Genomic DNA, 16,938 nt, shown 5'->3' with positions numbered 1-16,938 from the left:
GCGGACAGATCCTAAAGGAGGTGTCAGGCTGGAAGCATTGATTTGACTTTGTCACGTAGTTGGTCGATGGAAAATGGCTTGGCGATCACCTGCATGCCGGACGTCGCATCAATATTTTCGGCATAGCCACTGGCAAATAGAATAGGCAGGGTGGGGCGCAGTTCGCGGACCTTGGTCGCCAGCTCCCTGCCATTCATGTCTGGCAGGCCGACGTCGGTCATCATCAGGTCGATCACCTGGCTAGTGTCCTGCACCATAGAGAGTGCCTCTTCGGCGTCAGCGGCCTCAAGCACCTTGAACTCCAACTCTTCGAGTACATCGACGATCAGCATGCGCACGATGGCATCGTCTTCGACTACAAGGATGGTGGATGCTTCAGCGGACATAAGGGAGATTCCTGAAAAATAAAGGGCGTGTCTTCAACGCTTGAAAGACCATTCTCTAATGAGTCGCGCCGATCTCGGCAAGTTCCGTTGCGGTGGGGCATTGTGAAGGGTATGCGAGCAAATGTCGCGGGAACAAAGGGAAGAACGTCAATGGCACTGCGCAACCATGCCATTGACGCAAGTGATTCAAACGAAGGTCAAAGATTTGCGGTGATCAGCGGATAGGGCTCGTTGTACGGCACGGTGTTGACAAAGCTCTGTTCGTTGAAATAACTGACGTTGAACTCTGGTACGCCGCTGGCAACGTCGACGGGTTTAAGCGTGCCGGCGGCCCATCCACTGTTCAAAGAGACCTCCAGCCCCCGGCGCATTGAGGCCTCATCCGCAAACGTCGCCAACCCGAAGTTGGGGTTGAAGAAAAACCATTCTTTCTCGTTGTTTTTGTTCAGGGTGACGCCTGCGAGCAGCCCATGATCTTTGGTACTGATCGCCAAGAGTGTCGGAGGAGTTGCCTTGCTGAGATTGTCGATAATGTCGGTGTACGGCAATTGGCTGAAAGGTTGCGTACCGTGATACTGACTACTCAGAACCTGATGCATTTGGTTCAGTTGCTTACGAAAAGCCTTTACGTTGGGGTCGTCAGCATTCCCAACTGCTTTCATGAAGTTACTGATGAACTGGTCCCTGCGACCGTGCAGAATCGCCAGCGCCATGGTATTCACGATAGCTGCGCACTCCCCATTAGAAGCCAGGTCCGTTTGGCTGAGGTAGAGGTTTTGCGGCATCGCGTAGGCTTTACCCCCTTGGGCAACCATCTCATTTTGAAAAGCTTTGTAATGTTCAAGGCTAGTGTGCGCCATGCGTTTCTGTATTTCCTTGGCCAATGTGCCTACCGCCTCAGGATCATTGGTCTTCGTGGCTGCCAGATCCCTAACCTCCGATTGCTTCATCGTTGGGTGGTAGCCTGGGACATCTTCGACCCGGCCCGAGTTAAAGCCTCGCATGTAGGCAACGCTATCATTTCTCTGGGCGCTCTCTAATGTGTCTCTGAATATCTCGCGACTGGTGGATGGATTGGGCGCGGCATACCTGGCTATCCAGTCAATAAAGTTACTGTTTATCTGACCATTGGCGGCAACGGTCGCAGGTGTGAAATCAACCAGCGCAGCTCCGTAAGGCTTCTGCGTGATCGGGTCATAGGCGTACCACTTGCCCTCTCGAAACACAGCGCCGCCTTCGACCGTCTGCTCTGTAACCTTGTAGGTGCCGGTTGCGACGATGCCCTCCTGTTTACTGGCGGCTTTAAGCAGGTCATAACTACCGGTTGCGCCTTTGAGCATGTTCACGCATTCGAGCCCCTTGGTCGCAATTTTATGTAGCACGGTCCCAACCCCGGTTATCCCGCCGACCAGACCGCCGAGTACGTTGAGTGAATCAATTGCCATTGCACCGAAGAGCTTTGCTGTCTTCACGGCCCTGACGCCAGCACTCAAGGTCCGCACGCCCTTGAGCGCGGCATTGCCGGCTTGCGCAGCTTTGCCCACGCCAAAAGTGAGGAATCCGAGGATATCGAAGGCCAGGTCAGATACCGCCTCGCCGTAGTTGCCTTGCCGAATGTTGTTAACGGCAGGCCGAAATGGGATCAAATTGAGCAGGAACTCACCCACCTGACTATCGCCCATCCGATCATGCTCGAAGGAAGTAACGCTCTTGGCGTAATTGAGCAACTCCTTGCGGTCGAGGTCCATTTTTTCCAGGTAGAAACTGGCAATCGCATTGGTTCGGCTGGAGTCGAAGCTATTGGGAATCGCATCACTGCCAGGTTTTTCTGCAGAGTCAGGGGCGGGCGAGTTAGTGAAAGGGTGATAAGGCCTTGATATCGCGTGGAGTTGTTCCCCGGCCTTATTGGTTTTTTCTAGGGGGAGCAGGCCAGGGAAATTTGAGATCAGCTCGTTTTTTTTCTCGATACTGCCGGTGCTGGTGTTGATGTGGTAAAGGGTTTCCACACCTTCTCGGGTGGTTTTCACATACAAGGTACGGTCACGTTTGACCAACTCTAATCTGCCGTTCTTTGTTTTGCGGTATTCATCGTTGTAGAAGTATTCAAGTTTGCCGAATTCAAAGTTTTTGCGATCTTCCAATGGCAGCTCGCCAATCAGATGTTTGACCATCCCATGGTGGCCTTTCTTTTGTGCCGTTATAGCCTTTTCATATTGGTCCATGAAGTTTGCGGTGATGTCACACTCTTCGGTGCGTGCAAAGCGATTGAATGCAGTGATCGGAATCCGTTTGTCGTTGGTGATCCATGCGTATTTCTGTCCTAGGCGCTCCCCCTCCAGCAGAATATCGAGCATGGAGCGCATTCTCGGGTCACCGCTGGGAGCGCGGCCATCACCGGTGTAACGCTTGGCCAATACTCGGGCTTCGAAAACCGCCGGATCTACGTCGGGAAACTCAGCTTTCAGGCAGTCAAGCGCCATCTCCGTGCGATTGGGGATAGGCACCTGTATGGAGGACGAGATATCCGTCAACGTTTTCAGATGGTTGTTGTAAGCCACCCTGACCTGTTCGATTTGTGAAGGTGTAGGTTCGCTGTTATGGCGATCCAGCAGGTTTCGCGCCCCACCCCAAAGTATCAGGGCATCGCGCTGGGCCGTTTGAACGGCGTAGGTATTGGCCGGTAAGGATTCTGCTGCTATCAGCACTTCGGCATAGGTCATGCCGGGAACCCGACCAGGTGTGTGGGCTTCGATTTTTGCGGCGGCGATGGTCAGTTGGGCCCACAGGGCACTGCCGACTTTCACGCTGGAAGGGATGTCCTTGATCAGGTACTCAGGCGCACGGCCGGCCAACAGCAGGTAGGCCCCCACCTTGGCCATTTCCGGGGACGTTTTGCCTTTATCGATCAGCCAATTGGACAGGTTATCGATGATAGTGGACGCAGGCTTACCCCAGTGCTGGTTGCTGGCCAGATCGAAACCGGCGATTTTATTGCGATGAGGAGCGGTGATCGACTCCGGGTCCAACTGCAATGTGATGCCCGCCAAGAGGTAGTCGGTCACGCTGCTGTCGCTGGCAAGGCCTTGCATTCGCTCCTGCAGGTCTTTGCCCATCAACTGTGCCTGCGGGGTACGGATCAGTGCCAGCAGTATTTTAGCCGGATCATCCTGAGGCCCTGTGGTAATGGGTTGCTGGTAGCGCAGGAACTCCAATACACCGCCTTTGGTTTGCATCAATAACGGCTTATCACCCAGCGCATGTTCTTGATTCAGGCTGATGTTACGCAAGCGTTGTTGTTCATCTTTGCTCAAGGGCACCGGCCAGGACAGCGCGCCGCTCAGGTTGCCCAGCGGGTTTTCCATCGAGCGGCTGGTCACCGTGGACGCGAGGCCCGTGAGTTGGACATGGCTACTGGGCAACGGCAACCCCAGGAACTTCTTGATGAAGGTCTCCAGGGTCACACTGCCACCCGCTTCTTCAGCGTAGGAAGATCCAGGGTGAATATCCAGCGGGGTGCTGCCCAGCGCGGCGAGGACGGCTGAGGGCTGCGCCTCTTCACCCAGTTTCGCCGCAATCTGCTGGAGCTTTTGGCCCAGTGACTTCAAATTTTCTTTGTCTGCCAACTGGGCGACCAAACCGGTTTTCCGGGAAGGTATCAGGCTGGTGCGCGCAGGGGGGGACGATAGGGTCGATTGAGTTTGAGGGGTGTCGGGGGCTTGTGTTTCTTCAGGGAATGGAATGGCGCTTGACACAGAGGACAAAGCACGTCGCTCGATATTCAACATGATAGATAAACCTTAAATGTGGATAGGAAATGCGCCCTCCTAATGGAGCCTCCTTGTCCCGAGACGCCCTCCTGAGTGGAGGGGTGGATGGGGCAGGTTCCGATACTTCCTACTCCGCTGTGTGAGAAATAACGTCAATAACCGAATGTAAAACAGGCAAAGCCATGGCGTATTTTTTGCTCGCGGGTGATGCTTCTTGTGTATTTCGGCCTTAGAAAAATAGCGTTCAAGCGCAACTTTGGGGCAAACTCCCGGTTTTTCCGCATTTGGCCAAGGCATCCCCATGACTCCCACGTCGTCCGTCGATGAAAAGAGCTTTCGTACTCTGTTGAGCCGTAACGTGGCCCTACCCTTGGGCGTGGGGGTGCTCAGTGCGGTATTTTTCGTCTGCCTGATTACCTATCTGCTTTCGGTGATCCAGTGGGTGGAGCACACCGATCGGGTCATCAATAACCTCAATGAGACGTCCAAGCTGACAGTTGACCTGGAGACCGGCATGCGCGGTTTTCTGATCTCCGGTGACGAGCATTTTCTCGACCCTTATGAAGTGGCCAAGCCGCGAATCATTGCCGACCTGCGTAATTTGCAAGACCTGGTGGCAGACAACCCCCAGCAGGTCGACCGCCTCAAACGCCTGGAAGCCTTGCAGAACGAGTGGAACACCTACGCCCAGTCGATGATTGATATGCAGCGCCAGAACGGTGACTACCGTGGCGCCGTCAAGGCTGGCCGTGGCAAACGCCTGACGGACGAGATTCGCCGGGAGTACGAAGACGCGGTGGCGATGGAGCAGCAGTTCCGCATCACCCGTAACCAAGAGGTCACCCGCACGACGGTGCTCAGCGTCACCCTGTACCTGGTGTTCGTACTGGGACTGAGTGGGTTTCTTGCTTATATCGGTAGAAAGAATTTAGTTTCACTTTCAGACAGTTACAGTAAGAACCTCGCGTCACAACAGAAGATTGCGCGACGCCTCGAACAGCAAGCCTGGCTACGCAATGGCCAGACCGAACTGGCTGAACAGGTGCTTGGCCAGCTGACCCTGAACATGCTCGGGCGCAACATCCTGCAGTTCTTCGCTCAGTACATGGGCTCGGCCGTTGCCGCTTTGTATGTGCGCGATGAGCACGGCGGCCTCAAGCGCGTGGCCACTTATGGGTTCTCCCGCGAGCAAGAGCAGCAGGAGCAGTCGATCTATAGCGACGAAGGCATCGTCGGGCAGGCCGCCCAGCTGGATCGCCTGATTCGCCTGGACGATGTGCCGGTGGATTACTTCAAGGTCAGCTCCGGCCTGGGCGAAGGCGCTACCCGCAGCGTGCTGGTGATGCCGACCAGCGATGAAGACCGCGTCAACGGTGTGGTTGAACTGGGCTTCCTGCGTGCGCTGGATGAGCGCGATGTCGAACTGCTGGAACTGATCGCCGGCAATATCGGCACCTCTATCGAAGCCGCCCGCTATCGCCAGCGCTTGCAGGAAGTACTGGCCGAAACCCAACAGCTCAACGAAGAGCTGCAAGTGCAGCAGGAAGAACTCAAGACCGCCAACGAAGAGCTGGAAGAACAGTCGCGTATCCTCAAGGAATCCCAGGCCCACCTGGAAACCCAGCAGGCCGAGCTTGAGCAGACCAACGAGCAACTGGCCGCGCAGACCCAGACCCTGGCCGAGCAGCGCGACGCCATGGATCGCAAGAATATCCAGCTCAACCAGGCCCAACTGGAGCTCGAAGACCGCGCCGATGAGTTGCAACGCTCCAGCAAATACAAGTCCGAGTTCCTCGCCAACATGTCCCACGAGCTGCGCACCCCACTGAACAGCTCGTTGATCCTGGCCAAGTTGTTGGCAGAAAACCCCCAGGAAAACCTCAGCGCCGAGCAGGTCAAGTTTGCCGAGTCGATCTATTCGGCCGGCAATGACTTGCTCAACCTGATCAACGACATTCTGGATATTTCCAAGGTTGAAGCCGGCAAGCTGGAAGTGCGCCCGGAGAACTCCAGTGTGGTACGCCTTGTCGACGGCTTGCGGGGCATGTTCGAGCCGCTGGCGGCAGATCGCAAGCTGGGCTTTGAGGTGGACGTGCAGGAGGGTGCACCGACTTTGCTGTTTACCGACCGGCAGCGTCTGGAGCAGATCCTCAAGAACTTGTTGTCCAACGCCATCAAGTTCACCGAACAGGGTGAGGTCAGCCTGACGGTCTCCAGGGCGCCAGGGGAGGGCATTGCCTTTACCGTGCGCGACTCTGGCATCGGTATCGCCCTGGACCAGCAGGAAAGCATCTTCGAAGCCTTCCGCCAGGCTGATGGCACCACTAATCGCCGTTATGGCGGCACCGGCCTGGGCCTGTCCATTTCCCGCGACCTGGCGGCGTTGCTCGGCGGCTACATCAGCGTGACCAGCGAAACAGGCAAAGGCAGCATTTTCACACTGGTATTGCCGGAGCAGTACGTGGAGCGTGAGGAAGACGCAGCACCTATCGAGCAACCGCGCCAAGCCGTGGTCGCGCCAAGCCCTGCACCGGTGAAGATTTCTGCGCTGCCAGTCACTGATACCCAGCAGATCCCACGTTTTGCCGATGACCGTGAAAAGGCCCCTTTCAGCACCCGCTGCATCCTGGTGGTGGAAGACGAACCCAACTTCGCGCGCATCCTGTTCGACCTGGCCCATGAGCTGGGCTACCACTGCCTGGTCGCCCACGGCGCCGACGAAGGCTACAGCCTTGCCGAGGAATACATCCCGGACGCGATCCTGCTGGACATGCGCCTGCCAGACCATTCCGGGCTGACCGTGCTGCAGCGTCTCAAAGAACACGCCAACACCCGCCACATCCCCGTGCACGTGATTTCCGTGGAAGACCGCGTCGAAGCTGCCATGCACATGGGCGCCATCGGCTATGCGGTCAAACCCACCACTCGTGAAGAGCTCAAGGACGTGTTCGCCCGCCTGGAAGCCAAGCTGACCCAGAAGGTCAAGCGCGTGCTCCTGGTAGAGGACGATGATCTGCAACGTGACAGCATTGCCCGCCTGATCGGCGACGATGACATCGAGATCACCGCCGTAGGCTTTGCCCAGGAAGCCCTCGACCTGCTGCGCAACAACATCTACGACTGCATGATCATCGACCTCAAGTTGCCGGATATGCTCGGCAATGAGCTGCTCAAACGCATGGCCACCGAAGACATCTGCTCGTTCCCGCCGGTAATCGTCTATACCGGGCGCAACCTGACCCGCGATGAAGAAGCTGAGCTGCGCAAGTATTCCCGCTCGATCATTATCAAGGGTGCACGCTCACCTGAACGCCTGCTGGATGAAGTCACACTCTTTCTGCACAAAGTCGAATCCCAGCTGTCCCATGACCGCCAGAAGATGCTCAAGACTGCCCGCAGCCGCGACAAGGTCTTCGAGGGGCGCAAGATCCTGCTGGTGGACGACGATGTACGCAATATCTTCGCCCTGACCAGCGCCCTGGAGCACAAGGGCGCCGTAGTGGTTATCGGACGTAACGGACGCGAAGCTATCGACAAGCTCAACGAAGTCGAGGATGTCGACCTGGTATTGATGGACGTCATGATGCCCGAGATGGACGGTTACGAGGCCACGGCCTTGATCCGCCAGGACCCGCGCTGGAAAAAACTGCCGATCATTGCGGTGACGGCCAAGGCCATGAAAGACGATCAGGAACGCTGCCTGGCGGCCGGGTCCAACGACTATCTGGCCAAGCCGATTGACCTGGACCGTCTGTTTTCGCTGATTCGCGTATGGCTACCGAAGATGGAACGTATTTAAGTGGAGCAGTGTTTTTTGGACAAAAGCAGCGACATTGAGCTGCGCCTGTTGATTGAGGCGATTTACCTCAAGTACAGCTACGACTTTCGTGACTACTCCGGTGCGTCGGTCAAACGGCGCGTGGCCCACGCCTTGCGCCAGTTCGACTGCGCGACTATTTCGGCGCTGCAGGAGCGAGTGCTGCACGACCCGGCAGCGTTCATGCAGTTGCTGCAATTCTTGACGATCCCGGTGAGCGAAATGTTTCGCGACCCGTCGCACTTCCTCGCCATCCGCCAGGAAGTGGTACCGCTGCTCAAGACCTACCCGTCGATCAAGATCTGGATCGCCGGCTGCAGCACGGGCGAGGAGGTATACTCCATGGCCATCCTGTTGCGCGAAGAGGGGTTGCTGGAGCGCACGATCATCTACGCCACGGACATCAATCCGGCATCGCTGGAGAAAGCCAAGCAGGGCATCTTCTCCCTTGAGAACGTTCGCGCCTACACAGCCAATTATCAGCAGGCAGGTGGGCAGCGTTCATTTGCCGACTATTACACCGCAGCCTACGATTATGCGATCTTCGACAAGACGCTGCGCGAGAACGTGACCTTCGCCGACCACAGCTTGGCGACCGACAGCGTATTCTCAGAAACACAATTAATTTCATGTCGTAACGTATTGATTTACTTCAATAAAAAGTTGCAGGATCGCGCATTCGGATTGTTTCATGAGTCGCTGTGTCATCGTGGCTTTCTCGTCTTGGGCAGCAAGGAAACCCTGGATTTTTCTGCCTACAGCAAGCAATTCGAACCCTTGGTCAAACAGGAACGGATCTACCGAAAATCATGAGCGAGGCGCATGACCCCCCGATGCGTGGGATTGAAGCTATCGTTGTCGGCGCTTCCGCCGGCGGCGTTGAGGCCTTGCTGAGCATTTTTGGTGAACTGCCTGTGACCTTCAGCCTGCCGATCATCGCCGTGCTGCACCTGCCGGATGAGCGTCGCAGCCAGTTGGCAGAAGTCTTTGCGCGGCGCCTGAGCATTCCGGTCAAGGAAGCCCGGGACAAAGAGGCGGTCGAAGCGGGCACCTTGTATTTTGCCGGGCCTGGTTATCACTTGTCGGTGGAACATGACCGCAGCCTGTCCCTGAGCCAGGAAGACCGTGTGCACCACTCACGGCCGGCCATCGACTACCTGTTTGCCTCGGCTGCCGATGTGTATGGGCCGCGCCTGCTGGCGATCCTGTTGACCGGCGCCAACCAGGACGGTGCGCAGGGGCTGGCCCACGTCAAGCAATCCGGCGGCACCACCATCGTGCAGGACCCCAAACAGGCACGGATCGCCGTGATGCCCCTGGCGGCCCTGGCCTTGCATACACCTGACCATATTCTTTCCTTGAGCCAGATCGGCTCATTGCTGGCTTCCCTGGAACCCTTCCCATGTTAAGTACTGTCCAGGCCAAACTGCTGATCGTCGACGATCTGCCGGAAAACCTGCTGGCCCTTGAAGCGCTGATCAAGCGCGAGGATCGCCAGGTCTTCAAGGCATTGAGTGCCGACGAGGCGTTGTCCTTGTTGCTGGAACACGAATTCGCCATGGCGATTCTTGACGTGCAGATGCCCGGCATGAACGGTTTCGAACTGGCCGAACTGATGCGCGGCACCGAAAAGACCAAGAACATTCCCATTGTGTTCGTCAGCGCTGCCGGCCGCGAACTCAACTATGCCTTCAAGGGCTATGAAAGCGGGGCGGTAGATTTCCTGCACAAGCCGCTGGACATCCACGCGGTGAAGAGCAAGGTCAATGTGTTCGTCGACCTGTATCGCCAGAGCAAGGCGATGAAGCTGCAAGTCGAGGAACTAGAGCGCAGCCGCCGCGAGCAGGAGCTGTTGCTTACGCGCCTGCAAGCTACACAGGCCGAGCTGGAGCAGGCGGTGCGTATGCGAGACGACTTCATGTCGATTGTCGCCCACGAAGTGCGTACGCCTCTGAACGGGCTGATTCTGGAGACCCAGCTGCGCAAGATGCACCTGGCCCGTGACAACGCAGCCGCGTTTACCCTGGACAAGATGCATGCGATGGTCGACCGCGATGAGCGGCAGATCAAAAGCCTGATCCGCCTGATCGAAGACATGCTCGATGTGTCGCGCATCCGCACCGGCAAGCTGTCCATACGCCCGGCGCGTTTTGATCTGGCGCAACTGGTGCGCAACCTCGTACATAACTTCGAACCACAGGTCGCCGCTGCCGAGTCGTCGATGCAGTTGGTGGCCGACGAGGCTGTGGAAGGCAACTGGGATGAGTTTCGTATCGAGCAGGTGATTACCAACCTGCTGACCAATGCCCTGCGCTACGGGGCCAAAAGCCCGGTGGATGTGCGGGTGTATACCGAGCATGGCGAGGCGCGCGTGGAAGTACGGGACCGTGGCATTGGTATCAGTGAAGCCAACCAGAAGCGCATTTTTCAGCAGTTCGAACGGGTTTCTGCCAACCATGCCGCCGCTGGCCTGGGCCTGGGGTTGTTTATTTCCGAGCAGATTGTTGCCGCCCATGGCGGCACCATTGAGGTCGAGAGCCAGATAGGCGAGGGCGCCCTGTTTCGGGTGTGCCTGCCCCTTGAGGCGGCTGCGTGAAATCAATCGTCAGCTCAACGCAACCTCTGCGTGACCCCATGGTCGTAACTGCAGCAATTGACCGGACAAAGGCTTCCCATGAGTGAAGATGCGCAAGATGTCGTACTGATCGTCGAGGATGACGAATCCATTATGTTTGTGCTGGGTGAATACCTGGCAGGTTTGGGCTACCGGGTCTTGAAGGCAATCGATGGGGAGCAGGCCTTTGAAATCCTAGCGACCAAGCCGCACCTGGACCTGATGGTCACCGATTATCGCCTGCCTGGCGGGATTTCCGGGGTGCAGATTGCCGAGCCGGCGCTCAAGCTGCGACCGGAATTGAAAGTGATTTTTATCAGCGGCTACCCGCAGGAAATCCTCGACTGCAACAGCCCGATCACGCGCAATGCACCTATCCTCGCCAAGCCGTTTGATTTGGATACGTTGCAAGAGCATATCCAGCGTTTGCTTGCATAAGTACACGTCCTCCACCGCGAGGGAAAATCCTCGCGGATGAGTCCAACATCAGCCGATGGAGTAATAACTTCAGGTTGGGCAACTCTGCTAACCCGGTGAAAGGCTGACTCAAGCAAAAAGGTAGTGGCAACATTCATATCGATCTTGGTTTTTTAAGCGAGGAAAGTGGTAACAATGTCGGATGACATAACGAAAGTATATTTCAGCCTGTCATGACGGCCTTTTGCCAAGGCGGCGTCGAAATATCGTTGCTTTATATATCCTGATCGGAACCTTCTGACAGATTCAGCCCATTAATCTCGTCGGTGATGAGCCACATTCATCACTGACTTTATTAATTTGTCTTTCAGAAGGTTGACCCATGACCCTATCCAATATTTCCTCAAGCAACCGCCTGTCTGATCCGGTAATGAACTCGCACCCGCTTTCTATCGAGGCGCCCATACAACAAGCCCAAGCCACCGGGGCAACTGACGATAGGCGGCTGTTGGAGCTTTATGCGAGTGCCATACGCCAAGCAACGCAGACAAACACGGGCGATGAAACAATTGACAATATTCCTAATGACTCGCGGTTTGGCGCATGGTGGCAGCAACTGTACAACGCTACCCATAGCCCGGTTTTCCTGGAATGGGCGAAATCGAAGAATATCGATACCTCACAAGCCATCACCATCAACCCTCACAGTGACGTGCTGACCGTTACGATCAATGGCGAACGTACTGAATTGCGCGGTTCGGAACAAGGCCCCGGCTGGCGGGAGGCTACGGGCCCGATCATGGTGGCCGCGAAAGCGTTGGGGTCTTCCACCGTCGACGCGCCAACCCGCCCAGAGCTGGCGCCGTTGATTCTGGTTGCTCGATTTTATGGTGAGGTACTGCTGCCTTACAGAAAAGAAGAAGTGCTCGCCCGAGCCACGCAGCTTGAACATAATCAGGAATCCGATGTGTTGGGAGCTGAGACTTATGTCGATCTTGGCGCTCAATCGCCCGAGATACTGGAACAGCAAAAGCGCGAGCTAGGCGATAGCGCCAACAAATTCGCGTTGCTTGAAAAACTGAAGAAATTCAACCACGTCCATCCTCAGTTCCTTGCCGGGTATCTGGCCGATACACGGGTCTCGGCCCACCCAGACTCATCCTACCGACAAGACACTCAACAGCCCGACGCCAGTCTGCAAGACCTGCTTCATGCAAACGGCTGGTACGTGCCAAATAATGTGGACGAACTGAAAAATCTGATCCATGTTCTGGGCTCCCCTGCATTGCCTCAAACAACCGACGGAAACTTTGCCGGCGCATTGGCATGGCCCACGCCAATGTCCGCCGAGGACCAGTCTGAACTGGTGCGCATAGTCATTGACAACCAGCCGCCATTGCCTGGCTTGAGCAGTGACGCTCGGCTTGGCAGCGCTGATGTGTTGGGGGCATTGGTAAAGCAGGTCCCCCGTGCCGTACTCGATCAAGGGGATCCAGTCGCCACCGTAGAATGGATCCTCAACAGCGGTGTGGGCCAAAAATTAGGCACGGAGCTGAAAAAGCGAATGGGGGAGGTGGCGCAACACTCCACACCACGGGAAGTATTGTTGACGGTATTGGCTGTGACACTGGACTCACAAAGTCTGGTTGAGGCAAAGCCCGATTACATTGCCGGGTTTAATCTCACCGCGCCCGAGTTCAATCACCAGCCCTTGTCCGTCATCAAACAAGGGCTGATCGATCATCTGGTGCAGACCAACAAAACCACACCAGAGGCCGCGCCAGTTGCAGCAATGCTTCTACTGAGTCGTGCCGCACCAGAGCTATGTGTCAAAGACATTCCCGAAGACGTGACCTATCTCTCAGCTAACTGGCTCAAGCTCAAGGCAGCGGTAGGCCGGCTCGAAGCAACCAGCCCGGGTGCCGCGACACGCATGAGCTTTAGCGAAATTGTTAATTTCGACGCTATTGAGCCTATTACAGACCATGAGCAAGAGATTCAAACGCTGACGGCCTTGCCTGGGCTCCGCGAATGGGGCAAAGCTCATGGCAAGCTCTCGCTAACAAAGGAGCATACAGCTCAACAGCTGGAAGAAACCCAGAAGGCATTCAGTCAGGAGCAACAGCAGATATTGAGCGCCGCTGACGTATTGACGTCCTCACCCCCGACGCAGCGTTCTATAGCACTGGCCGAGCTCAAGGCGCACTTCGGTGAGGACATGCCGTTTGAAGAAAAGAGTATCCGTAGCCACGTCACTCGGACGGATGGCTACAGGTTAACTCCATCGCTTACATTAGATCCTGAAGGCAGTTATTCATTGCTGGACCTTTTTCTGGCGAAGAAGGCAGGGTTGACGGTGGGTTGGTACTCCACCAACCCCAAGATTACTGAAACAGTCATCAACAAACTTTTAACGTTGCCGGATCCGATAACAAAACACAGCGAGGTGTTCGATCAGTACGCGGAGGATTTGTCGCAGGCCTGGAGTACAGTGACCAAAAAGCTTATTTCCAACTTACCTCTGGAAGACCGCAAAAACATCGAATGGGGCGATTTGGAGTTTTATGAAAAAGGTCAGACAACGCGTACGGAAACAATCGCAGGCCGTGCGGGAGCTCTACACTATTCCAACGGTTTTTCACGGCCTAAAGAAGATAGGTCACTGATTATTAAAACCGTTCGTAACGGTGTCGAGACTTACTATGAGTTTGATCCTCAACGCAAGGCGATACGAAAACGAGACGATTGGAAGGACACCTTCCATGAGGGGCCTCAAGGTCCAGAGACTGAAATCCAGTACGGCGGTCTTGGCAAACAATTCACCGTTGATACCATTCAAAAACATCCGGCCTCTGATGACGCCGCCACTAGGCGGGGAGCCCCAGAGAACGAAGATTTCCTACCTGATTCATTTTCCAGTGACCGAAGTAATTTTTTGGGCATGCTGCTCTCTAAAAACATTATAGGATCCTACGGCATGGAGGAGGTGAAGGCCTCCACTCGCGAAGTAACAACGTTTGATCAAGAAAAAGAAAAACAGACGTTTTTTCGTAACCTGATCCTGGGTTTAATCCCCGGAGGGTCTGCCGTGTGGAATTTGGCACACGGCAATTACAAAGATGCAGCTGCGGATATCATTTTTGATATCGTGTTATACGGCGCCACCGCAGGGCTAGGAAAGCCGGTTAGTGGAGCATCTCGTGCGGGGTCAAGCCACTTCGGAAAGTTCCTGACTGCTGGCAAATCGACAGCTGGCGTGGGTAACTTGCTTAGGTCGACAACAAACGGTGGGGGGAAACTGGTATCCACAGGCCGTCAGTGGTTCGGCAGGTTGACAGGATCCTCCGACAGTGTCGACTTACTTAAGCTCTCCAATAGACACGATATTGCAATAGGTACTTATAAACCGCTCAACGGCGAGCCAATATCGAACGTCGCTGCGAAGTTCGATGAGGCGACTGGCAGATGGTCACCTTATGATGTAACCAAAAACAAAGTCTATGGCAAACCCCTGGAAAACTTCACCCCTGAAACCGCCAGGTATTTTGAGGACAGCTTGGGCGTTGCAGATGATGTTGCAGATGGCGTCGGTGAAGTGGTACGCCGCAGAAAAAAAACCAATCACCTGGAAAAAAGCCTGGCCAATGATCGCGCAATACATTTAGGGCGCGAAATCAAGGACTTCAAGGTGCTCGGCGATGGTATTTTTTGCTATGTGGATAAATATAAAGGCGTGGAGAGGCTTAATATCTGTGCCCATGGCGTCAATCCGAACTTTAAACAGCTTCTCACTGATGAGCCAATGAGTATGTTTTTTAATGGTAAGAAGAACACGCCCGCTGATCTGCTGGAGCATCTTCGCGCTTCGGGTATTAGCCCTGAAAAGTTCAACAATGTACGCTTGTTGATGTGTCACTCAGCCAATGGTTCTGCCAATTCTTTTGGGAGTCAGTTTGGGAAATTAATAAAGCGTGATGTCAAGGCGTTTCAAGGGCCTGTTCGTGCGTATGTCGTGCCTGAACATGTTGATGCTTTAAAGGCAGATATAAATCTGACAAGTCCCGGAGCTTCAGCCGCTGATATTAACCAGAGGATCTACAATCAGCTTCAGCTGAATTTATCCCTTGGCACAAGTAAAACCAGCTCTAAAGGAATTAGCGGCTCTCGGTCTGGAAAGGAAATACCCTTTTATTATCGCCCAGTAAAGTTTAAGGCAAGCTAAAACATGATCAGCCCCTTCGTCACAGCGAAAGGGCTGTCAGTTCTGATAAAGGCCCTTACTCCCGAATCATCTCCCGTACTGTGGCCGTTAATAAATCAAACGTAAACGGCTTGGTGATCAACTGCATCCCTGGGTCCAGGAAACCACCGCGCACCGCTGCGTGTTCGGCATAGCCTGTAATGAACAACACCTTGAGTTCAGGTCGAATTTGCCGGCCGATTTCCGCCAATTGCCGGCCATTCATACCGGGTAACCCGACATCGCTGATCATCAGGTCAATGCGTTGTTCGGACTCAATGATTGGCACCGCCGTATTCGCGTCCTCAGCCTCGATAAACCCATAACCCAGTTCCTTGAGCACGGCGCTGACCAGCACCCGTACTGCGGGGTCATCCTCGACGATCAACACCGTTTCCCCTGCATTGGCAAACGGTAGCAAAGTCGGATTGAGCGGTTCCTGGGCTTGGGGCTCGCCGATAAAACGCGGTAGGAACAAGCTGACCGTGGTGCCTTTGTTGACTTCGCTGTGGATGGTCACATGCCCACGAGACTGGCGAGCGAAGCCATAGATCATTGACAGCCCCAGCCCGGTGCCCTGGCCGATGGGTTTGGTGGTGAAAAACGGATCGAACACACGGCCCATCAAGTGTTGCGGTATGCCGCAACCGTTGTCGCTGACACTCAGCTCTACGTAATCGCCCGGTGTCAGGGAGCCGTAGGCGGCGGTGAAGACACTGTCGAGGTGGCGATTGGTGGTTTCCACCCTGAGCGTGCCCCCCGTGGGCATCGCGTCGCGTGCATTGATTACCAGGTTGAGCAGGGCGCTTTCGAGTTGGTTCGGGTCGGCTTCGGCTGTCCACAACACCTCGCTCAAGCGCATGTCCAGGCTGATACTTTCGTTGATGCTGCGTTGCAGCAACTCGCCCATGGAAATGACCAACTGATTGATCTGCACGGGTTTGGAATCCAGCGATTGTCGACGGGAGAACGCCAACAGTCGGTGGGTAAGGCTGGCCGCACGGTTGGCGGAGGTCACGCCCAGGTCGATCAGGCTGTCCAGGTCATCCAGCTTGCCGCGGGACACGCGCCTGCGCAGCAATTCCAGGCTGCCGATAATTCCGGTGAGCATATTGTTGAAGTCATGGGCGATACCGCCGGTCAACTGGCCGACGGCTTCCATTTTCTGCGATTGGCGCAACGCTTCTTCGTTGTTGCGCAGTTGCGCAGTGCGTTCTTCCACTTGCTGTTCGAGGGTTTCCAGGGTGCGCTGCAAACGCAGTTCGCTCTGGCTCAAGTCGATCAGCCGGTCGCGCGCTTCGTATTGGCGTCGACGACCGCGCAGTGCAGTACTGACCAGACTGATAAGCGTCACAGGATGGAATGGGCGCTCAAGGAACGTGACGTTGCCCAGTAGCCCGCTCAAGTGTGAAGAGCCATTTTGTTCACTGCCGCCGTGATGGGTCATCAACACAATGGGCAGGTCCGACCAGGCCGGCTGTCGGTGCAGGAACTCCAGCAAAGGTTCCAGGTTCACGCCACGCAAGGCTTCAGCCGCAATGATGAGCAGGCCGGCACCCTCGTTCAGCGCTGCGCACAAATCCTCAAGACTGCCGGCAACCACACCTTGGTAACCGGCTTCATTGAGCATCATCAGCGCGAGTGAGCTGTCTCGCCCCAGGGGCGCAAGGATGATGGCTCGTTCGAAGGCAGAAGGA

9 protein-coding genes are annotated in these 16,938 nt (G+C 55.4%); 6 read left to right on the top strand and 3 right to left on the bottom strand.

Going from position 1 to position 16,938, the window contains the following annotated elements:
• Positions 1-23: 23 nt before the first annotated feature.
• Both LJX92_RS13215 and LJX92_RS13210 read right to left on the bottom strand, forming a co-directional pair.
• Positions 24-386, bottom strand: coding sequence for a response regulator (locus LJX92_RS13215; RefSeq protein ID WP_078821353.1), 363 nt, complete (start codon positions 384-386; stop codon positions 24-26).
• 197 nt (positions 387-583) lie between these two features.
• Positions 584-4,171, bottom strand: a complete 3,588-nt coding sequence (locus LJX92_RS13210) for a hypothetical protein (RefSeq protein ID WP_228308369.1) — start codon at positions 4,169-4,171, stop codon at positions 584-586.
• Positions 4,172-4,454: 283 nt separating this feature from the next.
• Between LJX92_RS13210 and LJX92_RS13205 the strand changes: the two genes are divergently transcribed.
• The 6 genes from LJX92_RS13205 (at position 4,455) to LJX92_RS13180 (ending at position 15,223) form a co-directional block, all read left to right on the top strand.
• Entirely contained in the window at positions 4,455-7,952 is a 3,498-nt protein-coding gene (locus tag LJX92_RS13205; protein ID WP_032875383.1) for a response regulator, read from the top strand.
• Positions 7,953-8,783 (top strand): CheR family methyltransferase, encoded by an 831-nt coding sequence (locus tag LJX92_RS13200; RefSeq protein WP_171905487.1) that lies wholly within the window; start codon positions 7,953-7,955, stop codon positions 8,781-8,783.
• Positions 8,780-9,379: a chemotaxis protein CheB gene (locus LJX92_RS13195; protein WP_005788283.1), complete on the top strand. Its 600-nt coding sequence runs from the start codon at positions 8,780-8,782 to the stop codon at positions 9,377-9,379. The genes LJX92_RS13200 and LJX92_RS13195 overlap by 4 nt, the downstream gene beginning before the upstream one ends.
• Entirely contained in the window at positions 9,373-10,566 is a 1,194-nt protein-coding gene (locus tag LJX92_RS13190) for a hybrid sensor histidine kinase/response regulator (protein ID WP_078821356.1), read from the top strand. Before LJX92_RS13195 ends, LJX92_RS13190 begins: the two co-directional genes overlap by 7 nt.
• Before the next feature lie 78 nt (positions 10,567-10,644).
• Entirely contained in the window at positions 10,645-11,022 is a 378-nt protein-coding gene (locus LJX92_RS13185; protein WP_005788286.1) for a response regulator, read from the top strand.
• 361 nt (positions 11,023-11,383) lie between these two features.
• Positions 11,384-15,223 (top strand): hypothetical protein, encoded by a 3,840-nt coding sequence (locus LJX92_RS13180; protein WP_228308368.1) that lies wholly within the window; start codon positions 11,384-11,386, stop codon positions 15,221-15,223.
• 55 nt (positions 15,224-15,278) lie between these two features.
• On the opposite strand, the gene LJX92_RS13175 is transcribed toward LJX92_RS13180, so the two are convergent.
• Entirely contained in the window at positions 15,279-16,874 is a 1,596-nt protein-coding gene (locus tag LJX92_RS13175; protein ID WP_228309906.1) for an ATP-binding protein, read from the bottom strand.
• Positions 16,875-16,938: the final 64 nt, after the last annotated feature.

This window comes from Pseudomonas sp. HN8-3, from assembly GCF_020790195.1.
Lineage (GTDB): Bacteria > Pseudomonadota > Gammaproteobacteria > Pseudomonadales > Pseudomonadaceae > Aquipseudomonas > Aquipseudomonas synxantha_A.
This window is presented reverse-complemented; position numbering and strand designations above follow the sequence as displayed.